Annotated in this window: 15 protein-coding genes; 7 read left to right on the top strand and 8 right to left on the bottom strand. The window is 38.9% G+C overall.

From position 1 onward, the window contains the following. Nucleotides 1–10: 10 nt before the first annotated feature. The 4 genes from JAZ75_RS19805 to JAZ75_RS19790 form a co-directional block, all read right to left on the bottom strand. Entirely contained in the window at nt 11–1,108 is a 1,098-nt protein-coding gene (locus JAZ75_RS19805; protein ID WP_208697890.1) for an efflux RND transporter periplasmic adaptor subunit, read from the bottom strand. A gap of 13 nt (nt 1,109–1,121) precedes the next feature. Next, entirely contained in the window at nt 1,122–4,265 is a 3,144-nt protein-coding gene (locus JAZ75_RS19800; protein WP_208697888.1) for an efflux RND transporter permease subunit, read from the bottom strand. Nucleotides 4,266–4,278: 13 nt separating this feature from the next. Continuing rightward, entirely contained in the window at nt 4,279–5,673 is a 1,395-nt protein-coding gene (locus JAZ75_RS19795) for a TolC family protein (RefSeq protein WP_208697886.1), read from the bottom strand. 87 nt (nt 5,674–5,760) lie between these two features. After that, a complete protein-coding gene (locus JAZ75_RS19790) occupies nt 5,761–6,183 on the bottom strand; it encodes an HYC_CC_PP family protein (protein WP_132839901.1) in 423 nt (140 codons plus the stop codon). 479 nt (nt 6,184–6,662) lie between these two features. On the opposite strand from JAZ75_RS19790, the gene JAZ75_RS19785 reads away from it, so the two are divergent. From JAZ75_RS19785 to JAZ75_RS19765, 5 genes are all read left to right on the top strand, one after another. Then, nucleotides 6,663–8,249, top strand: coding sequence for an ABC-F family ATP-binding cassette domain-containing protein (locus JAZ75_RS19785; protein ID WP_208697884.1), 1,587 nt, complete (start codon nt 6,663–6,665; stop codon nt 8,247–8,249). A gap of 385 nt (nt 8,250–8,634) precedes the next feature. Continuing rightward, nucleotides 8,635–9,522: a pirin family protein gene (locus tag JAZ75_RS19780; protein WP_021188553.1), complete on the top strand. Its 888-nt coding sequence runs from the start codon at nt 8,635–8,637 to the stop codon at nt 9,520–9,522. A 5-nt stretch (nt 9,523–9,527) separates the two neighbouring features. Beyond that, nucleotides 9,528–9,923, top strand: coding sequence for an OsmC family protein (locus JAZ75_RS19775; RefSeq protein ID WP_021188554.1), 396 nt, complete (start codon nt 9,528–9,530; stop codon nt 9,921–9,923). Nucleotides 9,924–10,031: 108 nt separating this feature from the next. After that, nucleotides 10,032–10,883 carry a TraB/GumN family protein gene (locus tag JAZ75_RS19770; protein WP_132839907.1) on the top strand — a complete coding sequence of 284 codons (852 nt, stop codon included), beginning with the start codon at nt 10,032–10,034 and terminating at the stop codon, nt 10,881–10,883. Between the two features lie 3 nt (nt 10,884–10,886). Beyond that, nucleotides 10,887–11,303 (top strand): DUF1801 domain-containing protein, encoded by a 417-nt coding sequence (locus tag JAZ75_RS19765; protein WP_132768111.1) that lies wholly within the window; start codon nt 10,887–10,889, stop codon nt 11,301–11,303. Between the two features lie 167 nt (nt 11,304–11,470). Here the strand turns inward: JAZ75_RS19765 and JAZ75_RS19760 are convergent, their stop codons facing one another. Then, nucleotides 11,471–13,090 carry an NADP-dependent glyceraldehyde-3-phosphate dehydrogenase gene (locus JAZ75_RS19760; protein ID WP_208697882.1) on the bottom strand — a complete coding sequence of 540 codons (1,620 nt, stop codon included), beginning with the start codon at nt 13,088–13,090 and terminating at the stop codon, nt 11,471–11,473. Between the two features lie 239 nt (nt 13,091–13,329). Then, on the bottom strand, nt 13,330–14,118 hold the full coding sequence (locus JAZ75_RS19755; RefSeq protein ID WP_208697880.1) for a carbon-nitrogen hydrolase family protein: 789 nt from the start codon (nt 14,116–14,118) through the stop codon (nt 13,330–13,332). Between the two features lie 243 nt (nt 14,119–14,361). Here JAZ75_RS19755 and JAZ75_RS19750 point away from each other — a divergent pair, with 243 nt between their 5' ends. Next, the gene (locus JAZ75_RS19750) at nt 14,362–16,113 is read left to right on the top strand and encodes an ABC transporter ATP-binding protein (protein WP_208697878.1); all 1,752 of its coding nucleotides are present in this window, start codon (nt 14,362–14,364) and stop codon (nt 16,111–16,113) included. A 103-nt stretch (nt 16,114–16,216) separates the two neighbouring features. Continuing rightward, nucleotides 16,217–17,947, top strand: coding sequence for an ABC transporter ATP-binding protein (locus JAZ75_RS19745; RefSeq protein ID WP_208697876.1), 1,731 nt, complete (start codon nt 16,217–16,219; stop codon nt 17,945–17,947). Between the two features lie 69 nt (nt 17,948–18,016). Here JAZ75_RS19745 and JAZ75_RS19740 read toward each other — a convergent pair whose 3' ends face one another. Next, nucleotides 18,017–18,685: a DUF3823 domain-containing protein gene (locus JAZ75_RS19740; protein WP_208697874.1), complete on the bottom strand. Its 669-nt coding sequence runs from the start codon at nt 18,683–18,685 to the stop codon at nt 18,017–18,019. Between the two features lie 16 nt (nt 18,686–18,701). Next, nucleotides 18,702–20,531, bottom strand: a complete 1,830-nt coding sequence (locus JAZ75_RS19735) for a RagB/SusD family nutrient uptake outer membrane protein (protein ID WP_208697872.1) — start codon at nt 20,529–20,531, stop codon at nt 18,702–18,704. Between the last annotated feature and the right edge of the window lie 24 nt (nt 20,532–20,555).

The raw sequence follows: 20,555 nt of genomic DNA, 5'->3' as shown, positions 1-20,555 counted from the left end.
TTTAAATATTTTATTTATTTGGAATTGCTGAACCATCTTGAATCTCTTCATTGCCCATTTTAAGGATCACCGTATCTTCTGCCAATTCGCCCAATACTTCGACCATCTCAGGCATCACACGTCCTTTGCTTACCGCAATCTTTCTTGCTTTCCCACCTTCAACGGCAATGACATACATCCCCATATTACTGTCTACAACGGCAGATTTTGGGACAAAGAAAGTTGCTTCACTATTTTGTAAAGGAATTTGTGTTTCGGCTATCATAAAAGGTTTCAAAGTATTATTGGTATTGATAAAATCTGCCTCAACTTTCTCCGATCGCAATTTTAAATCAAGACTACCCGATTTGCGGCTTATCTTCGCAAAATATTTATGTTGCGGTTGCGATCTCACATAAAACTGAATGGTATCCCCCAATTTTATAAAAGGAGTATTTGCTTCTGGTATGGAAAGATTCAGACGCAATTTCTGATTATTCTGAACCACTAACAACGGTGATTTACCCATTGGTCCCACATAAGCACCCAAATCAACACTTCTATCCGTGATGATGCCACTGAAAGGTGCGCGGATCACTAAATAATCGTCAATATTTTTGATTTCATGATACGCTGATTCTGCGGCGGCCAATTGTGCCTGATCCGATAATTTCCGGGCAGTGATCTGATCCATTGCGTCGCGCGCGATAGCGCCCGCAGTCTGATTGGCTTTAACCATGCGGTCATAAGTAGCCAGCGTTGATACATAAACAGCTTGCTGGGCCTTAAATTTCGCTTTAGCAGTTGCTACCTGCGACTGGATCTCAGGAGCCTCTAACGTCATCAAGATCTGTCCTTCAGAAACGCGATCACCGATGTCCACACGGATATTTTTAACGTAACTGTTTACTTTAGCAAACAATTCTGTGCTCTGATCAGGTTGCAATTCACCCGCTAGTTTCAGGATAACCAAAGGATTAATTTTCTTCACAGGAACGGTTTCGAAAGGATTCATCATCATCATACCCCCCATTTCCTTTTTCTGCTCTTCTTTATTTTCTTTTTTAGATTCAGCGCAGCCCGTGAAAATAAATGCCGATACAAGTGTTATATAAATTAAGTTTTTCATTTTTTTCTGTTTTCTAATTGTTAAAATGTACACTGTTTTCATCTTCAGGATCTAGAGAAGGTAATTGAACTTTAGTTTTACCCAATACCCAAGCAAATACCAAGGGTAAAATGATGAGTACGGAAAAAGTAGAAGCTACCAGTCCACCGATAATCGCTCTACCTAAGGGTGACACTTGATCTCCACCTTCGCCAAATCCAATTGCCATCGGCAACATACCGGCTGTCATCGCCAAAGTGGTCATAATGATCGGACGGATACGCAGTCCCGTTGCTGTAATAGCAGATAGCATGGCATTTTTATTTTCTAACCGCAATGTCTCCGCATTACTGATCAATAGTACAGCGTTGGCAATTGAAACACCTACTGCCATAATAATCCCCATATAAGATTGCATATTGATAGTTGATCCGGTCAATTTCAGTAAAACCAAAGAACCAAATACCACGAAAGGGACTGTGGTTAAAATGGTCATTGAAACCTTGAAGGATTGAAAATTAGCTGTCAGCATCAAAAAGATAACCACGATTGCGATCAATAATCCGCTTGCTAGGCTATTCATGGTATCATCCAAAACTGGAGCCATACCCGCTACTTGTATATTCACACCTTTTGGTAGTTCTCCTAAAGAATCAATTGCAGCCTGTACATCTTTTTTAGCTCGGCCAAGATCAGTCTGATGTACATTGGCTGTTACAGTTGTGTAACCCATTGTTCCCAAATTATAACTTTCGCCCAATGTTTTGACAGGTGTTATGGTTGCGACATCGCCTAGTACAGGTCTGTCCGCATTTTTAGATAATGGAATGTTCGCCAGTTCATCTTGGCTGTTTAAAATATTTTGAGGCATTTGTACCTGCACGTCATAAGCAATCCCCATCATACCGCCTACCCACATATTTTTACTTGTATAACGTGAAGAAGCAGTACTGGCGACCAAAGACTTCGAAATATCCTGCGCATCTAAGCCTAACTGTGCGGCTCTATTTCTGTCAATATTAATTTCCAGAGCTGGGTAATTCATGGATTGTGGTATTTTGACATCACGTAAGTAATCCAATTCTTTAAGCTTCGCCATCAATTTATTGGCAGACATCGCATTCATCTTCTTCATCATACCCGAAATACGGATCTCAATAGCGGTATTCGCACCTTGACTTAATATTTTTTCGGTTAATTCGATCGGTTCGAAAGAAAGCTTAAGTTCTGGCATCGTTTTTTTGAGATGCGCTCTTATTTCATCTTTTAGGACATCCGAATTCCCTTTAAAATCTTTTAGCGCTACCTGAAGTAATGCTTCATGTGGACCCGCATTATAGAGATAAATGGGACTTACCGCAAATGAGGATGGATGTAAGCCGACGTAGGCAGAGGAGATCGCAATTTTATCTTTCCCGATCAAAGTACCCAGTTGATGCAATACGGCCTTTACCTTTTCTTCCGTTTTTTCAATACGTGTTCCTTCAGGCGCAGTGATCCGCACCTGGAATTGGCTCGAATTGACGTTCGGAAGAACATCTTTTCCTGTAAACTGATACATAACAGCAACAAGGGCTAGGATCAGCACCAAACTGATGGAGACAATGATCTTCTTACTCGCCATTAATCGTTCCAACAGATTCGAGTAGCGAACTTTAAATCTATCGAAAGCTGTTTCTTTATGCACTTCACCCGCTACATGATTGTTTTTCATCATCCAATTGGCCATGATCGGCACAAAAGTCTGAGACATCAGGTAAGAAGTGATCATAGAAAATCCAATTGAAAGAGCCAGTGGCATAAACAGTGATCCCGGTATCCCCGTCATCACCAGTGCAGGTGCAAATACGGCGAGAATACAAAGTAAGATCAATAATTTAGGGAAAGCGATCTCCATACAGGCATCCCAGATAGCCCTTGCTTTTGTTTTTCCCATTGCAAAGTGCTGATGGATATTTTCGATCGTGACCGTACTTTCATCCACCAGAATACCAATGGCTAGCGCTAATCCCGACAAACTCATGATGTTGATGGTTTGTCCAAATAATTTAAGAAAAAGCACACCTGAAATAATGGAAATCGGAATTGTTAAAATCACGATAATTGCGGCACGCATATCTCTTAAAAATAGGATCACCATTAAACCCGTTAGCAATGCTCCCAGGACCCCTTCTACAATCAGACTTTTTACCGCATTGATCACATAGACTGACTGATCAAATTCATAAGAAATCTTCACATCATCAGGGAGGTTTTTTTGAATATTAGGAATGACCTTTTTAAGGTTCTGTACGACATCATAAGTTGACGCTTTTCCTGACTTGGCTACATTGATATATACCGAACGCTTGCCATCAATCAAGGCATAGCCAGCTGTAATATCTGCACCATCTTTAACAGTTGCAACATCTCTTAAATATACATTATCAACCTGTCCTTTGAATAATGGAATATCGCCAAACTCTTCTACCGTCTTTAAGGTATTGTTGGTCGGTGTCAAGTAGTTGATATCGTCTATATACACGTTTCCTGAAGGTGATGTGATGTTCTGACGACTGATGATTTCCACAATCTGCTCTGGCGAAAGCTGGTGTACACGGAGTTTATTGGGATCAATATTAATTTCAATTGTCCGTGGACTACCGCCAAATGGTGGCGCTGTTGTTAAGCCCGGAATGGCAATCAAGAAAGGCCGTGCTGTAAAATTGGCAATATCCTGCAGCTGATTATTCGTTTTGGTTTCACTGCGGAACACCAATTGACCCACCGGTTGTGATGAAGCATCAAACCGAATGATAAAAGGTGGCGGAGCACCATGCGGTAAGAATACCTGCGAGCGATTGGAGAGGGCTGTCAGCTGCGCAATCGCCTCTCCCATCTCAGTACCCTCATAAAAATTGACTTTCATCAATGTCAATCCCTGTGTATTTTTCGTCTCAATACTTTTTATTCCATTCGTAAAAAGCATCATATTGACATACATCTTGGTAAAGTAACCCTCCATCTGTTGTGGCGTATAGCCGTTAAACGAGTGAGCTACATAAACCACCGGTAAGTTCATCTCAGGTAAAATATCTACCTGTATATCTTTTGCTGCCCGTATTCCGAAGAATAAAAGGCCCAATACCATAACCATGATGGAAATTGGTTTGCGAAGTGCAAATCTGATTAAATTCATTTTCGAAGAAAAATTAGTGTTGAGTCGCTTTAAGTAAAATCGAAATATCTCCTTGTGCAGATGCTAATAGCAGCATCGCCTGCCAAACATTGTTTTGGGCAATTTCATAATCGACCTCAGCCCTATTGAGGCTGTACAATGCCTGTGTGAAATCAACCAATGTTGTAAGACCATTCTCATACAATGCTGTATGTTGACGATGGGCTAACTGTGAAGCGGTGAGCTGTACTTTTGTTTCTTCAAGATTATCGACTGCATTTTGAAACTGTACTTTCGCTAAATTGGTTTGCGCATTCAGTTCTTTCTCCAATAAAGTATAATCTTGCTTTAAGGATTGGGATTGAAACTGTTGCTCCTTTATTTTACTGTCAAACCGAAAGATATTTGTCAAATTCCAACTCAATGTACCTCCCAAAAGGTAATTGCTACGCTGAATTCCTGCACCTTTAAAATAGGAAGATGAATATGCGGTGTTATCCTGGACATAGTTCCAATCAAAACCTGAACCACGTCCCTGCACCACACCGAAAATATTGATGTTGGGCATTTTATGGCTGTGGATAAATTTTTCAGATTGCGCACTTTCATCAATCTTGCGTTGCTGCAATTCCAATAAAGGATGCCTCGCTATTTTACTTTGAATTTGATCCCATAGCATAATAGGTACGCTGGTATTGAATACACTGTCCAGTTCATACGTTTGAAAATCATCGTCCAACAAAACGGCAAGCTGTTTTGAATAGGCCAGTTCTTTATCGTAAGATTTGATTTCTAACGATCTCGCATGAGAGACCTCTGCTTTCGCAAGCGAAACATCAACTTCTGGAATTAAACCACTTGTTGCCCGACTGTAGGTCATATCAAAAAACACCTGGGCACGTTCTGTATTTTTACCCTGAACAAATTTAATACGTTGGCTCGCCAATAGATTAAGATAGGACGCCGCAACTTTGACCTGATGTTCAAATATGATCTGATCGACATCAGCAGTTGCAGTCTGCTCCTTTGTACGGGCAAGTGCGACTTGATTTGTTTTTTTGCCAAAGGTGAATACATTCCAATTGACGTTGGCAAAATACAGAGACCCAAAAGCAGCATTCCAATTTTGTTCAGCCAAAGGCATTGAAGTTGCCGCAGAAGCTAAACCTCCATGAGCATACATGGGCCCGTTTTGTGCATTGATCGTTCCATAACTTTGCTGTGCACCCAAGGTCACATCGGGAAGAAATTGTTTGTTTTGAAAAATAGTATTCTGTTCAGCAGACTGAACAAGAGTTCTTTTTGATTTTATTTTATCATGCTGGTCAACTGCACGTTGCAATGCATCAGATAAGTTTAGTACTTGTCCAAAACCCGATGAGTTAAGAGCAAGCATAAAGCCTACTGATGCCATGAATTTAAGATTCATAGACGAAAGTTTAAAAAGTTATATAAAGAATGAGTACCGATTCCCCTTCATTGGGAATGGTAAATGTCAAATTCAATACATGACTTTCTATATTCTATAGATGCAATGGAAGATATAGAGGGGATTTGTCCGGGGAAGAATCCTGTCGGACAGATAATTAGGATTATTAGAGACATTAGTGATCGATAGTTTATCGAAAACAGCACCTAATGTTCGGTTGGGAATAACATCTCCCCAAATTTTTAGCGAAAAATCAAAGCCAGCTTGTTTACTTGAAGCCTTATCGGTCTTAAAGATCTGCGTTTCTACTTTGCAACAGTTCTTCTTTTTCTTCTCCAGTCCTTTTTCCTTAGAAGCACAGATGGCACAAGGCGTATTGGTATTATGATTGATATTCGTTAAGGTTACTTCTTTCGTTGCGGTTCCCATACAAAAATGCGCATACTGAGCAAAGCCCGAGGACAAGATCAGGTAAACGAATGAGAGGAATATGACGAATAGTTTTTTCATAATACTTGGTGCAAAGCTAGCGCAATAGGCAACTTAGATTTTTATAACATTATGGGTAAATCTTGTAAAACTTTATGAAATTTGAACCGAGCTTCACCCTAATAAAGTGCCGTTACGTGATTGTACCCTAGAAATGTACCACTCAATATGATATCTAAACTTTTCCTTTTATAAGGAATATGACTTGCCGTAAAACAGAAATAAGAATACTTAATTAGCTGTAAAGTAAGCACTAGTACAAAATAGAAAAGCCGATGACCCGAATTGAAATCATCCGACTGCAGATTACAAATCTGTCAATTTTATCGTGCAAAAAATAAACAGCCACAAAAATTTGTTTTCATATCCGCACAAAATTATCTAGATTTGCATCAGTAACTATAAAGCAACATATCCATGTAATAAATAATTTCTTTTTGCAAAAAATTAATGTGACGCATACTCCATGCGCACGATCGTTCATGCTAAAAAAAGAAATTATGCTTATTTTACAAAACATTTCATATATACATCAAAATAAAGATGTGCTGTTTCAGGACATCAGTCTAAGTTTGCAGGACAATAAAAAAGTTGCTTTGATCGGAAACAATGGTGTCGGAAAATCCACACTGTTAAAGATCATTGCGGGTGAATTAACCGCCGCTCATGGCCAAAAAAGTATTGATGGCACCTTATATTACGTGCCGCAGCTATTCGGTCAGTACAATCATTTAACGGTAGCGCAGGCATTAAAAATCGATCATAAGTTAAGTGCACTTCATGCCATACTTTCAGGAATTGTAACAGAAGAAAATCTAACTGTACTCGATGATGATTGGAACATCGAAGATCGATGCCAGGAGGCATTGTCTTACTGGAAATTAACGGATCTCGCTTTGGACCAAAAGCTAGACAGCCTGAGCGGTGGCCAGAAAACGAAAGTTTTTCTAGCAGGGATCAGTATTCACCAGCCCAAACTGATTTTACTCGATGAGCCAAGCAATCAGTTAGACGCCATGAGCCGTAAGCTGCTGTATCAATTCATCCGTTCTTCATCCAGCACGATGATTATCGTAAGTCACGACCGTTCTTTGCTCAATCAACTCGATTCCATGTACGAATTGACCTCTTCTGGATTGATTTACTATGCCGGTAATTATGATTTCTATCTGGAAGAAAAGAAGATGAAACAAGAGGCCTTGCATCATGACATCAAACATGTCGAAAAAGAAATCAGAAAAACAAAGATCAAGGCGCGAGAGACCATAGAGCGGCAACAAAAATTAGATGCTAGAGGGAAGAATAAACAGCAGAAAGAGGGCGTTTCCCGAATCATGATGAATACCTTGCGCAATAATGCTGAAAAAAGCACCGCTAAAATAAAAGATACACATCATGAAAAAAGTGCGGGTCTATCCCAGGAGTTGCAGAGCTTAAGAAAGGGAATTCCAGATATTGATAAAATAAAGTTTGGTCTAACGGACTCCAATTTACACGCAGGCAAAAAACTCTTTACCGTAAAGAAGCTGAATGGCAATTTTAATGGAAAGCCACTTTGGAATACAAATTTAGATTTTGAAATCTCAAGCACAGAACGTATTGCTTTAAAAGGAGAAAATGGATCTGGGAAAACGACTCTTATTCAGATTTTGCTCAATAAGATCCATGATTACCAAGGTGAAGTGTATCGTGCAGCACATAAATCAGTGTATATTGATCAAGATTATTCCATGATCAACAATGATCTGACCATATATGATCAGGTACAGTTATTTAATGATACTAGCTTACAGGAACATGAGATCAAAATCAGATTAAATCGATTTTTATTTGGTAAAGACAGCTGGGATAAGCGATGCGATACCCTGAGCGGTGGAGAAAAAATGAGACTATGCCTATGTTGCTTAACAATTCAGAATCTAGCACCCGATCTCATCATTATGGATGAACCGACTAATAACTTAGATATTCAGAATATTGAAATATTGACTACCGCTTTAAAAACTTACCAGGGTACCATACTGGTCGTATCTCATGATGAGTACTTTTTACAGGAGATAAATATCGAGCGAACAATCATGCTCTAGTTTATTTGGCATAATAAAAATTGACTTTTCGACTCCACCTCAGACCTATTGTAAGTGGAGTCGAAAAGTTATCTTTTTCCTAAAGTAACATATGATTACTGTACCACCACGCTTCATACAAAAATCTGGCATTGTTCTTTTATAGGCGGCATATCATGGATAAACTTCCTGAATTTTAAATAAATTACTGGTTGCCGTCATTTTCTTAATCTAGATCAATAATAAAAATAAAACAAGTACTTATCTTTAACAGAAGAACGAGGCGTTCTCTGGCATGTGTTTATCAGTATCCCTAGCGATAACCTACTGAATATGGTTTTGCTGACACCAAAACTAAAATACATGACAACTGTTTCATACAATAAGATTTTAAAATAACATAGCTATGTCTAACATTGGTATTATTATAGAAGAACGGGCCGCAGATATCGGCAATTTTATGGTTGGTCGTTTATTGCCTTTTCGTCAAAAGCGAATGGTTGGGCCTTTTACTTTTATTGATCATATGGGCCCTGCGGCATTAAATGAATATGAAAACCTCGATGTCGGTCCACATCCTCATATTGGCTTATCAACCCTAACCTATCTTTTTGAAGGAGCAATTATGCACCGCGATAGTCTAGGTACCGAAATGGAGATAAAACCCGGAGCGGTAAACTGGATGACTGCGGGTAAAGGCGTAACCCATTCTGAGCGTACTCCCGAATACTTAAGACATACCGATAAAGTGTTACATGGCCTTCAGATCTGGGTAGCATTACCAAAAGAGCTTGAAGAGTGCGAACCATCTTTTGAACATACTAATGCCGAAGATTTACCGCATTGGGAAGATGAAAATGGGGTCAGCTATACCTTAATTGCGGGTGAAGCCTTTGGAAAAAAATCTCCTGTATCCGTATACAGCAAACTATACTTCATCGAAATTAAATCTAAAAACAAGGCAAAGATCAGCATCGGCAACGATTTATACGGCGAATCGGGTCTTTATATTTTAGATGGTACCATTACAGATAGCGGAACAACATTTGAATCTAAACATTTATTGGTCGCTAAAGATGCTAAATTATGTGAATTTGAAATCGGTGAAAATTCAAAAATCTATATTTTCGGAGGAGAACCTTTACCCGAGGAACGGTATATTTTATGGAATTTTGTGAGCTCCTCCAAAGAAAGATTAGAACAAGCAAAGCAAGACTGGATCAACAATAGATTTCCAGAAGTTCCGAATGAAACAGGAAATATTCCACTTCCAGAATTTTATTTAAACAAATAAACATCATGAATAGCGCTAAAGCTACTATCGGTATAGATAAATATAAAACAACAGTAACTGCAGGAAAAAACAGCATTATTGTAGACGAACCAGAAGAAAAAGGTGGTCTTGACCTCGGATTTCATCCGCAGCAGTTATTAGCGGCATCTTTGGCATCCTGTACAGCCATTACCTTAAAAATGTATACTGACCGAAAGGAATGGGATATTGGTCCTATCGATGTAGAAGTTGATATTGAACAGTCAGAAGATAAAAAAGAAACGAAATTTATCAGAAAAATTAGCTACAAAGGCAATCTTGATGATAAACAGAAGGGGCGTATTGAAGCGATCGCCAACGCCTGCCCCATTCATAAAATACTCCTTTCACAAGTAACCGTCGAAACGCGAGTGATAGCGTAAAAAAATACCTCAAAAAGCTTTATAATTTAATTTATAAAGCTTTTTTGCTATCACGCTGTAACATTTTATGCTTTTCACATACTTATAGTGTATTAAAAACTTATTTATATGAAAAAAATATGCCTTATGGCTATCATAGCCTTTATCGTAGCCACCTTTACTGTTCACGCACAAGATAATACCGTCCTGTGGAAAATATCAGGAAATGGATTAAAGAAAGACTCTTATTTATTGGGTACGATGCACATTATGTGTGAGGACGATTATATATTAAAAGATAAAATTAAAAACCTAATACCGCAGGTCGATGTTGTAACTTTCGAAGTAAATCTTGCATCAGAAGAAAATAAAGCACTTATTCCTGAAATGATGAAACCTGACACGAGTTTTCTGAAAGGATTAAGTCAGGGTGAACTATTAAAAATTGACAGCATTCTGATTTCACAGGGCCTATCCGTTAAAATGTTAGAGATGATGTCCCCTGCTGTCTTTGTTTCTATCTTGAGTTTAAAATCAATGAATTGCTCCGACCCTAGAAATGTTAAAACCATGGAGGCGGACATCCAGACATTAGCGGCGTCAGCAAACAAAAAAATAGATGATTTAGAAACACTGAAATTTCAGATCGACATGTTAAACAGCATGTTTAAGGCATCCGATTTACTAAAATACCTTGAAAAAATTGATGAAATGCCAGCTGTATCGAATAAGATGGTCACTGCTTACAAGGCCGAAAATCTAAAAGATTTGGAAACAGTAATTTATGACAGCAGTTATATGTCCAAAGAAGAACAAGCTGATTTCTTGACCAAGCGCAACAACAATTGGATCAACAAAATGCCCGCTAAGATGACGCAATCTTCACATCTATTTGCGGTCGGTGCAGGACATCTGGTTGGCAATGAAGGTTTATTGAAACTCTTAACTGCGAAAGGTTATAAGCTTACTCCTATCTTATAAAATATGGCGAAGAACAAAACAGTGCCCACAGATGAATCTGTTACGCAATTTATTGAACAGATACCTGATCAACAGAAAAGGGTCGACAGTTATAAGCTGATCGAAATTATGGAAGAGATTACAGCACAGCCCGCAACTTTGTGGGGACCAAGTATCATTGGTTTTGGCAGCTACCATTACAAATATGCCAGTGGCCATGAAGGTGATGCGCCTTTGGTCGGTTTTTCTCCAAGAAAACCTGCGATATCATTATATCTCTATACCTGTGATGATGAACAAAAATATGATCTTGAGCAACTCGGGAAATATAAAATGAGCAAATCCTGTATATACGTCAAACGGCTTTCTGATATTGATGAAGCTGTTCTCAGAAAGATCGTAGAGGATGGTGTAGCAGCAGTAAAAAAGAAATATAGTTAACAGTAAAAGGCGAAAGATAATCTTTCGCCTTTTTGATAGTTACCATTGTGATTCCAAGCTATTTTCGTACAAGTCTGTACGTAAATTTTCAAGGGAAACGCCCCGATTTATGACAATAATACACCGCTATGCTTCTCCCGATCGAGATGAGCATAGCTGTCATATCGTTAAAATATATACTTGGTGCTTAAGAAATTAGATCTATTTTCACTCACAATATCATTTAACAAATCTTTGTTGTGCTCTGTATTTTTAGTAGCAACTAATGATCGGATAGAAAAAGATCTTAGCGCATCGACAACAGACAACGTTCCTTCAGCACTATCTTTTCTTCCTGTAAATGGAAAAATATCCGGTCCACGTTGACATTGGCAATTGATATTTACACGACTTACCTGATTGACCAAAGGATCGATCAAAGAAGAAATAACAGCCGCATTATTACTAAATATACTCACCTGCTGTCCGTGAGAGGATCCGATTAAATATTCAATTGGTTCTTCCAGATCATCAAAAGGAACAACTGGAACAACTGGACCAAATTGTTCTTCACGGTATAATTTCATCTGCTCATTGACAGGATAAACAATAGCCGGATAAACAAATGACTCCAATACTTCACCACCATTCGGGTTGATCACTTTCGCTCCGAACTGCTTTGCATCTTCAATACACTCTGTTAAATAAGCTGGTTTATTCACTTCAGGAAGTGGTGTAAGTGCTACTCCACTCTCCCAAGGCATACCGTACTTCAGTCGTGACACTTCTTCAGTCAGTTTTTTCAAAAATTCCTGAGCTAGACTACGGTGCACATATACGATTTTAATCGCAGTGCATCGTTGACCGTTAAAAGATAACGCACCCAATACTGTTTCTTTGACTGCAAGGTCTAAGTCAGCATCACGGGTTACTATAGCCGCATTTTTGGCATCTAATCCTAGAATTGCACGTAGACGGTTCACTTTAGGATGAAGCTTTTTTAACTCATCAGCAACTCTGCTTGATCCGATCAAAGTCAGCACATTGATCTTGCCAGATTGCATCAGTTGCGGTACGATTTTATTTCCTCTACCATAAATGGTATTGACAACTCCTTTAGGAAAACTAGAACGGAAAGCCTCTAACAACGGATAGTGTAAAAGAGTACCATGCTTAGGTGGTTTGAATAATAACGTATTACCCATGATCAAAGCGGGGATCAACGTTGTAAAAGTTTCGTTCAGCGGGTAATTAAAAGGTCCCATGCAAAGTACCACACCAAGTGGCGATCTTCTCACTTGGGCAATAATTCCTTGCTCGATTTGAAAGCGGGATGAATCGCGGTCAATATCCTTTAAAGCGTCGATAGTGGCATAGATATATTCTACGGTACGATCAAATTCCTTTACAGAATCTGCATACGACTTACCGATTTCCCACATAATCAATTTAACAACAGTATCCTTTTGCTCTAACATTTTATGTGTAAAACGCGCAACACAGGCAATTCTGTTGGCAACACTCATCGTCGGCCATTCGCCACGTCCGTTGTCAAAAGCATTTACAGCAGCATCTAATGCTTCCATCGATTCCTTAACTGTACATACCGGGTAGCTACCGATGCGCTTTCGCTGAAGTCCGTCTTTTGTCTGTATACAAATAGGCGAAAACACTTCGTTCACCTCTCCTGCCCAAGGAAGTAATGCTCCATTTGAAAGGAAAACACGTTGATCCAATTGTTCAGCTAGATTAAATTCTGACGGAATATCCGCTTCAGAATAAAAAATGCTCTTTAGGTCTAAGTTCATTTTTCTTTTTTAATTTACTTTATTTTAATGAAAAAGGTTAGTGGTAATGTTTGGAAAAACAGATTACTTTGATAAAAAAAATATATATTCCCTTATTACTCTATCATAAAGGTATACAATTAATTTAAATTTTGCTAATATAATTGTGTATTTATTACACTATCTACAACAAAGTTGATTTTTTTGAATTAAATCAGCATTTCAGATACCGATAAAATTGAAAGACAGTACTTAACCTTTTATAAATATAAATTGCTTTTGAATCTTTTAGCTAACATTCCTGAACCTTTGGCTGGATCGATTTCAACAATTAAAACCCCCGCTTCTCCATACTGCTGATGCTTAACACAGGAACCATCCGGTGCAATTACAGCTGAAGCAGACTCTTGATAAGTGGAGGCATAATTGACACTGGCAAAGTAAATGGTATTTTCCAGGGCACGCATCATCATGGCCTTTTCATAATAGGGATTCTCCTTCGCTCCGAATGTATGATAGTGTTGACCTGTTTCATTACTGCCTGTTAGATGCGGATGAAACACGATATGAGCCCCATTGCATACACTCCATCGCACAGATTCGGGGTAACGAAAACCTTCATGACAGATCGTTATTCCAAATTTTAATCCGTTTATTTCAAAAACCTTACGCGCTACTCCTGCTGTCCACAGTTCATCTTCGCTTGGATCAAGCTGATTTTTGGTCTGATAACCTAAAAGCTCACCCGTACCCGAAATGACATAAGCCAAATTATAAATACAATCGGCAATATATCCGTCCATTGGCAATATAAGCGCAATGTTATGCGATTTTGCAATGAGTTGTGCTTTTTCCAAAGCCATCTCTAATGCTTCAGGAGTACGGCTTTCAATAGCATAACCCATACCTGGATAGCCCGGTATAAATGATTCAGGGAAACAGATGATTTCCGCACCTCCACGTGCGGCATCACCTGCGAATTTTTCCAGCAGTTGAAGGCCATGATCTATTGAACTAGGGAAAGGTGGTGATGCAAGTGCTATTTTCATGATCGGTGCTAATGGAAGATAATAGTTAACATGCTGAAGGTAATAAATATTCCGTACGAAAGGCTTACATAAATATAGAAAAATAAAGCCAGATCGATTTATTGCGGAAGAAAAACTTCTCCCTTTCAAGGACTTTTTACTCCCTTTAACAGACTTCCCGGATTAGCTTAACACACTATATTTGCCCAAACAGTAATATTATGTAGAACTATTCTTAATAATAGTTACCATAACACGAATCAAATGAAAGAAGAAAAAAATAAAAAAAGCGGTATCGCCCGTCTGCTTGAGATAGCCGGCCGAAAAAAGGGTTTATTATTTGTCTCAGGATTTCTATCCGTCATGCATGCCCTACTGAGCTTAGTGCCCTATGTTCTTGTTTTTTATATTATCCGTGAACTCACGAAAGAAAACATCAATTTCAGCTTAGTCAATACCTATGTCATCTATGCTATTTTAGCGGCCATAATCAGTATGCTTGTATTTTTTCTATCAGGCGTATTATCCCATATCGCCGCGTACAATATATTATTTGAACTGCGTAAATTTATCACCGCTCAGGTCGGCAAATTACCCATGGGTTATCTCAATGACCGTAATTCAGGAACATTAAAAAAAATACTTTCTGATGATGTTGAACGCATTGAAAATTTTATCGCCCATCAAATACCCGATTTTGTAAAAGGTATCGCCTTACCCATCATTACTATTGTCTATCTTTTTTTTCAGGACTGGCGTCTGGCTGCAATCAGCTGTGTTCCACTTTTAGTTTTAGCCGTTATGTTGCCAAAAATGTACAGTGGAAGGAATAAAAAACTGATTCAGGATTATCATCAATCCTTAGAAGAAATGAATGCCGGTATTGTAGAATATGTCAGAGCTATGCCTGTCATGAAAATATTCGGTCAGTCTGCAGAAACATTTGATAAGTATGGCAACACCGTAAAACGGTTCAATAAATTTGTGGGCGAATGGGTTAAAAGCAGTACGCCCGGTTTCGCTATATTTATGAGTTTCACGAGCAATGCGATGTTACCGGTATTGGCTCTCGGACTCTATCTCTATTTTCAGAATGGTGTAACTCTTGCCACACTTCTCTTGTTCCTGATCTTAGGGACAGGATACATTAAGCCTTTATTTGCCCTCAATAATATGGGTATACAAATATCCATCATCAATCGTGGTGTTGAACAGATCGATGAACTGCTGTATACAGAACATTTACTTGAAAATACAGCTGTACAGCACCCTATCGACTACTCCATTACATTTGAACATGTAAGTTTTGCTTATCAAGACAAAAACTGGGGACTTCAAAATATTAATTTTACAGTACCTGAAAAAACAATAACAGCTTTGGTCGGCCCTTCGGGGGCAGGAAAAAGTACCATCGGACAATTGCTCGCCCGCTTTTGGGATGTCACCAAGGGTGAAATACGCATCGGCGGTATTGATGTCAGAGATTATCCTACAGAACAGCTCATGCGTCTGGTCTCATTCGTATTTCAGGATAGCTTTATGTTTCAGGACACTATGTATGAAAACATCTGTATGGGTATGAAAAAAAGCCGTGAAGAGGTTGAAGATGCGGCCAAAGCGGCGCAGATACACGATTTAATTTTGAGCTTACCCAGCGGATACGACACCTTATTCGGACAGTCCGGTGTACATTTAAGTGGCGGTGAACAACAGCGCTTTCAATTAGCCAGAGCTATTCTTAAAGATGCGCCTATCTTAATTTTAGATGAAGCAACAGCATTCGCTGATCCCGAAAACGAAATCAAAATACAACAAGCATTTAGTCAGTTGATCAAAGATAAGACAGTATTAATCATTGCGCACCGATTGAGTACAATTACAGATGCGGACCAAATATTAGTTTTTGACCATGGTGAATTAATCGATAATGGAAAACATGATGAATTACTAGAAAACAGCGCCTTGTATGGACGCATGTGGAATGCCCATACCAGAGCAAAGGAATTTGTGATCTAGTGCACTTGGGTCATTTTGCCTCATAAAATTCCGCCTCCTCGTTCACATGATAAGGGCGATCATTCATTCAATTTATTACAGCATACAATAGAAATCAGTAAACATGATAAAGAACCTAAAATACGTTACCGCTTTTAACAGAAAAGATACGCGTAAAATCATACTTTGGGAAATACTCCATAGCCTGTTCATTGCCGCTCCTTCAGCAATTTTACTGGTCATCATATGGGAATTGTTTTCTCCTCAACCCGATGTACATAAAATATGGATGGTAGTAGGTCTTATGGCTGTCATGCTGGTCGTGCAATTTTTTATTGCATCGCAGTCGATGGTCAGATCCAACTTATGGGTCTATGACCTGTCCACAAAACTTCGTATTGCCTTAGGAAATCGCATCCAGAAATTTTCCCTTGGTTTCTTCAAACAACGTGATCCAGGGGAAATTGCATCCATTGTACTACAGGATGTATCAAATTTTGAAGGTATTTTTGGGCATAGCGTTGGAAACCTGGCTTCTGCTATTTTTGGAACCACGGTGCTTTCTATTTTCCTATTTATCTATGATTGGAGATTAGGTCTTTGTCTCTTAGCAGCATTGCCACTCATTTATCCCTTTTTATATTTGGCCAATTATTTCGTCAGCAAATTAGGGAAAAAACAAATAGCGGCCCGGAATACTGTTGGAGCAAAATTTTTAGAATATGTACAGGGCATACGACATTTAAAGTCTTATGGATTAACCGGTGAGAAGCATAAGGGATTGGAAAATTCATTTGAAGATCTGAGAAAAAAAAGTATCCGTATGGAGGCTATTCCCGGTCCGTTTGTTGTCACAGCAGGGATTGTTTTCGAGATCGGTTTTATTTTGATGGTCGCCTTAGGATTATACTATTTATCCAACAATACCATCACCATTCCCGTATTAATTACGTTCCTCATTATGGGATATAATTTATACAACCCACTTAAAGTGGTCATGGTCGATTATCTGGTGCTTCGATACATGAATGAAAGTCTTAACCGTATTATTGCTATTATGGAAACACCTACCATGGAAACGGGAAAAGAAGCTGTCCCCAATCGATATGATGTCATATTCGACAATGTTAGTTTTGGTTATCAAAATAAGTTAACCGTTCAGAATCTGAGTTTTACTGTTCCTGAAAAATCAATGCTCGCTTTGGTAGGCCATTCTGGTTCTGGAAAATCAACAATTGCCTCGCTCATTGCCCGTTTTTGGGATGTAAATACCGGCGGCATTAAAATCGGCGGCATGGACATTCGCGATATTCATCAAGATCAGTATTATACACTCATCAGCGAAGTATTTCAAGATGTATATCTCTTTGACGACACTGTTTATAACAACATCAAAATTGGTAAACCAGACGCAACTCTAGAAGAAATCATTGATGCGGCCGATAAAGCACAGATACTGGATTTCGTATGGGAATTTCCGAAAGGGATGGATACCATGGTGGGTGAAGGTGGCAGTAAACTTTCAGGAGGTCAAAAACAGCGCATCAGCATCGCCCGTGCATTATTGAAAAATGCACCGATTATACTGCTGGATGAAGCCACAGCAAGTCTCGATCCTGAAAATGAAATTTATATCCAGCATGCCATACAGGAACTTGTAAAAGCTAAAACCGTAATTGTAATTGCACATAAATTGGCTACCATTAAAAATGCAGACCAGATCATTGTATTGAATAATGGCGGTATTGCAGAAAAAGGAACACATGAAGCATTAGTGGAACAGGATGGTATTTACAGAAAAATGTGGGAAATACAACAGAAATCAAATGGATGGAAAGTGAATAAGGATAGCTAAGCTGAAGAATTTAGGAAAAAAAAAGACCTCATGAATCATGAGGTCTTTAACACAATATCACTGCATCAACTATTTAATTTTTATTATTTCTGAATAGACAGCTTGATCTCCAGCATTTGCCCGAACACCTACTCTGGCAAAAAGAGGTCCGCTTCCACTCACTTCTTTTAACTGGCTGAGATCTTCTGATAAACTGATCTCCATTTTACCATCTTGATAATCCTTTCGGAAAATATTTGTAGCATCATCGACAAAGGCCGTACGGCTAACCAGCAACATATAATAATTGACACTTGCATTGTCAAAAACCTTGTTGATTGTAAAACTGCTTGATAGCTTTTGGTTGGCATCTAAGGATAACTTTACATTCTCAATGGTGTAATAAGGAGTCACCTCATAATTGACAGTCGTGCTCCCTTTCAATTCAAATCGAACGGTATCGGTACTGTTTAACCAAGGGCCATTATTATTAGTGGCGATTAGTTTATATTTGCCATCAAAAATTTTAGACTTGAAACTTCCGTCTTGGCCTACGTAAACCTGAACTGGAGCATTGAGTTCAAATCCTTCTTGGTAAAGCTGTAATTTAACTACCTCACCTGTCCCTCTGACCCCAATCGGCTTTCCTTTATAGCTAACCTGCCCACTTATTGTCGAAGTAGGTTGGTCATAATTATCTTTACCACAAGCAGAAAACAGTAATGACAGTACAGTCATAATAATCAATATATTTTTCATATTCTTTGATTTAGTTTTATTGATACGGATTTCTAACCATTTTAGGATTATTATTAATCCAGTCCTGATTGATGAAATTATAATAATTCTTCATTTGGAAGAATCGCGGATTCGGTGAATTTGTAAAAGGTTGTTTATCAAAAACCCATTTACCATGATTAACATTTCCCGGAGCTACAACTTTATAGGGAAACAAAGCATACTGTATAGCATCCGGATTTTGCGTAGATCCATTCCATATTTTATCGGCCAATCTCCATCGTTTTAAATCCCAGTACCGATGATCTTCAAATGCAAATTCGACTCTTCTTTCCTGCACGATATCTGCTAGAGACATCGTATTTAATGCCTTTAACCCTGCTCTAGATCTGATCTGATTAAGATAGCCTAGTGCTTTACCCATATTGTTTAATTCAAAAGCCGCTTCACTGGCGATCATGACGGCCTCAGCAAATCTAAACCGCGGGAACCACATTTCACTATTACGGCCTCTTGTTGAAGCTCCGGGATTTTCATCTAAAAATTTCCGGAAAAAGAAGCCTGATTTATTGACATATTGCAAGTTTGAGGTAATTGGCCCATTTGCCGCAGTAATCAGACCATTAGCATCACTTGTTCCAGGCTGGCCGATTTTAGTTACGTAAGACCCGCCCTGCAATATCTTCTGACCAGCTTGCAAAGTAACCACCTCGCCCTTAAAAACCGATCCAGGCAAAATAATAGAACCACTTAGTCTTGGATCTTTATCCTGGAAAATAGCTAAGGGATTATCATAGAAGATATAATTACCGTTCGCATCTTTATTTTTTAAAACCCCATTTCGATCATTGATATATTCAAAATCTTCAACTAAATTTAAAATCGGGCCTGCATATGCACGGTCAATATCTTCCGCCAGCGATGGTGCAATATTATTCTTGGTAAATTCTACCGTTTGTCCCGGATATTTATAATCTCTGGCCCATATCACTTCCACATTGTTCTCTTTGAGATTAATCGCTTCGTAAAAATTCCGGCTTAGATCATCCGGTTTCTTCAAGCTGAGCTGATATTTACCGCCATTGATCACCTGCTCTGCCGCACCAAGTGCTAATTCGTAAAACTTCTGAGCCTCAGACGCCGCGATACCAACTTCACCATTTGTTGTTTTAATCGGATTGGGCATCTTATTGTTATAATTCGCCAATGATCCGGCATATACAGCAGCCCTTGCTTTTAACATTAATGCTCCCCATTTATTTATTCGACCCGCATTTATCGTCGGACTGTCACCCAAGTTGGCATGGATCTCATCGATTTCCTTAATGACATAGCTATAGATCTCCGACTCTGTTGATCGCGCATATTGCAGTGCCGTAATATCATCTCCAGGGGTATATTCAAAAACCTCATCCCCCACGATCGGCATACCGCCCATCCCGCGGGCCATATTAAAATAAACCCAGGCTCTTAAAAAGCGTGCTTCCGCTTCATAACTCAATTTCTTAGTCATATTGAGCGCATTTGTACTCCGCAATCCAGCTAAAAACTGATTGATACTCCGGATGAGCGTATAGTCATACACCCGCCATAAATCATCGCCATAGTTTTGGATATTATCAGGACCGCCATCAGATTTACCCGCTTCATCCAAAATCGTATAGCTGTACGAATCTGCTGTATTTTGTCCCCAGTGAACACGTCCATAAAAATTAGCCAGAACAGAATTGATCATGATTTCATCACTAAAAACCTGTTCATCACTGATGATCTTATCCGGGTCCTGGTCAAGTATATTATTGCAGCCGGTAGATAGTAAACCGATCAGCGCGATCCATATAATTTTATTACTGAATAACTTTTTCATATTTATCATTTTAAATTAACAGCT

The organism is Sphingobacterium sp. UDSM-2020, assembly GCF_016132525.1.
GTDB lineage: Bacteria > Bacteroidota > Bacteroidia > Sphingobacteriales > Sphingobacteriaceae > Sphingobacterium > Sphingobacterium anhuiense.
This window is presented reverse-complemented; position numbering and strand designations above follow the sequence as displayed.

What these genes read in the sequence shown, in the direction of transcription:
- JAZ75_RS19805 (WP_208697890.1), bottom strand. Translation starts at nt 1,108, where the DNA reads ATGAAAAACTTAATTTATATAACACTTGTATCGGCATTTATTTTCACG.
- JAZ75_RS19800 (WP_208697888.1), bottom strand. Translation starts at nt 4,265, where the DNA reads ATGAATTTAATCAGATTTGCACTTCGCAAACCAATTTCCATCATGGTT.
- JAZ75_RS19795 (WP_208697886.1), bottom strand. Translation starts at nt 5,673, where the DNA reads ATGAATCTTAAATTCATGGCATCAGTAGGCTTTATGCTTGCTCTTAAC.
- JAZ75_RS19790 (WP_132839901.1), bottom strand. Translation starts at nt 6,183, where the DNA reads ATGAAAAAACTATTCGTCATATTCCTCTCATTCGTTTACCTGATCTTG.
- JAZ75_RS19785 (WP_208697884.1), top strand. Translation starts at nt 6,663, where the DNA reads ATGCTTATTTTACAAAACATTTCATATATACATCAAAATAAAGATGTG.
- JAZ75_RS19780 (WP_021188553.1), top strand. Translation starts at nt 8,635, where the DNA reads ATGTCTAACATTGGTATTATTATAGAAGAACGGGCCGCAGATATCGGC.
- JAZ75_RS19775 (WP_021188554.1), top strand. Translation starts at nt 9,528, where the DNA reads ATGAATAGCGCTAAAGCTACTATCGGTATAGATAAATATAAAACAACA.
- JAZ75_RS19770 (WP_132839907.1), top strand. Translation starts at nt 10,032, where the DNA reads ATGAAAAAAATATGCCTTATGGCTATCATAGCCTTTATCGTAGCCACC.
- JAZ75_RS19765 (WP_132768111.1), top strand. Translation starts at nt 10,887, where the DNA reads ATGGCGAAGAACAAAACAGTGCCCACAGATGAATCTGTTACGCAATTT.
- JAZ75_RS19760 (WP_208697882.1), bottom strand. Translation starts at nt 13,090, where the DNA reads ATGAACTTAGACCTAAAGAGCATTTTTTATTCTGAAGCGGATATTCCG.
- JAZ75_RS19755 (WP_208697880.1), bottom strand. Translation starts at nt 14,118, where the DNA reads ATGAAAATAGCACTTGCATCACCACCTTTCCCTAGTTCAATAGATCAT.
- JAZ75_RS19750 (WP_208697878.1), top strand. Translation starts at nt 14,362, where the DNA reads ATGAAAGAAGAAAAAAATAAAAAAAGCGGTATCGCCCGTCTGCTTGAG.
- JAZ75_RS19745 (WP_208697876.1), top strand. Translation starts at nt 16,217, where the DNA reads ATGATAAAGAACCTAAAATACGTTACCGCTTTTAACAGAAAAGATACG.
- JAZ75_RS19740 (WP_208697874.1), bottom strand. Translation starts at nt 18,685, where the DNA reads ATGAAAAATATATTGATTATTATGACTGTACTGTCATTACTGTTTTCT.
- JAZ75_RS19735 (WP_208697872.1), bottom strand. Translation starts at nt 20,531, where the DNA reads ATGAAAAAGTTATTCAGTAATAAAATTATATGGATCGCGCTGATCGGT.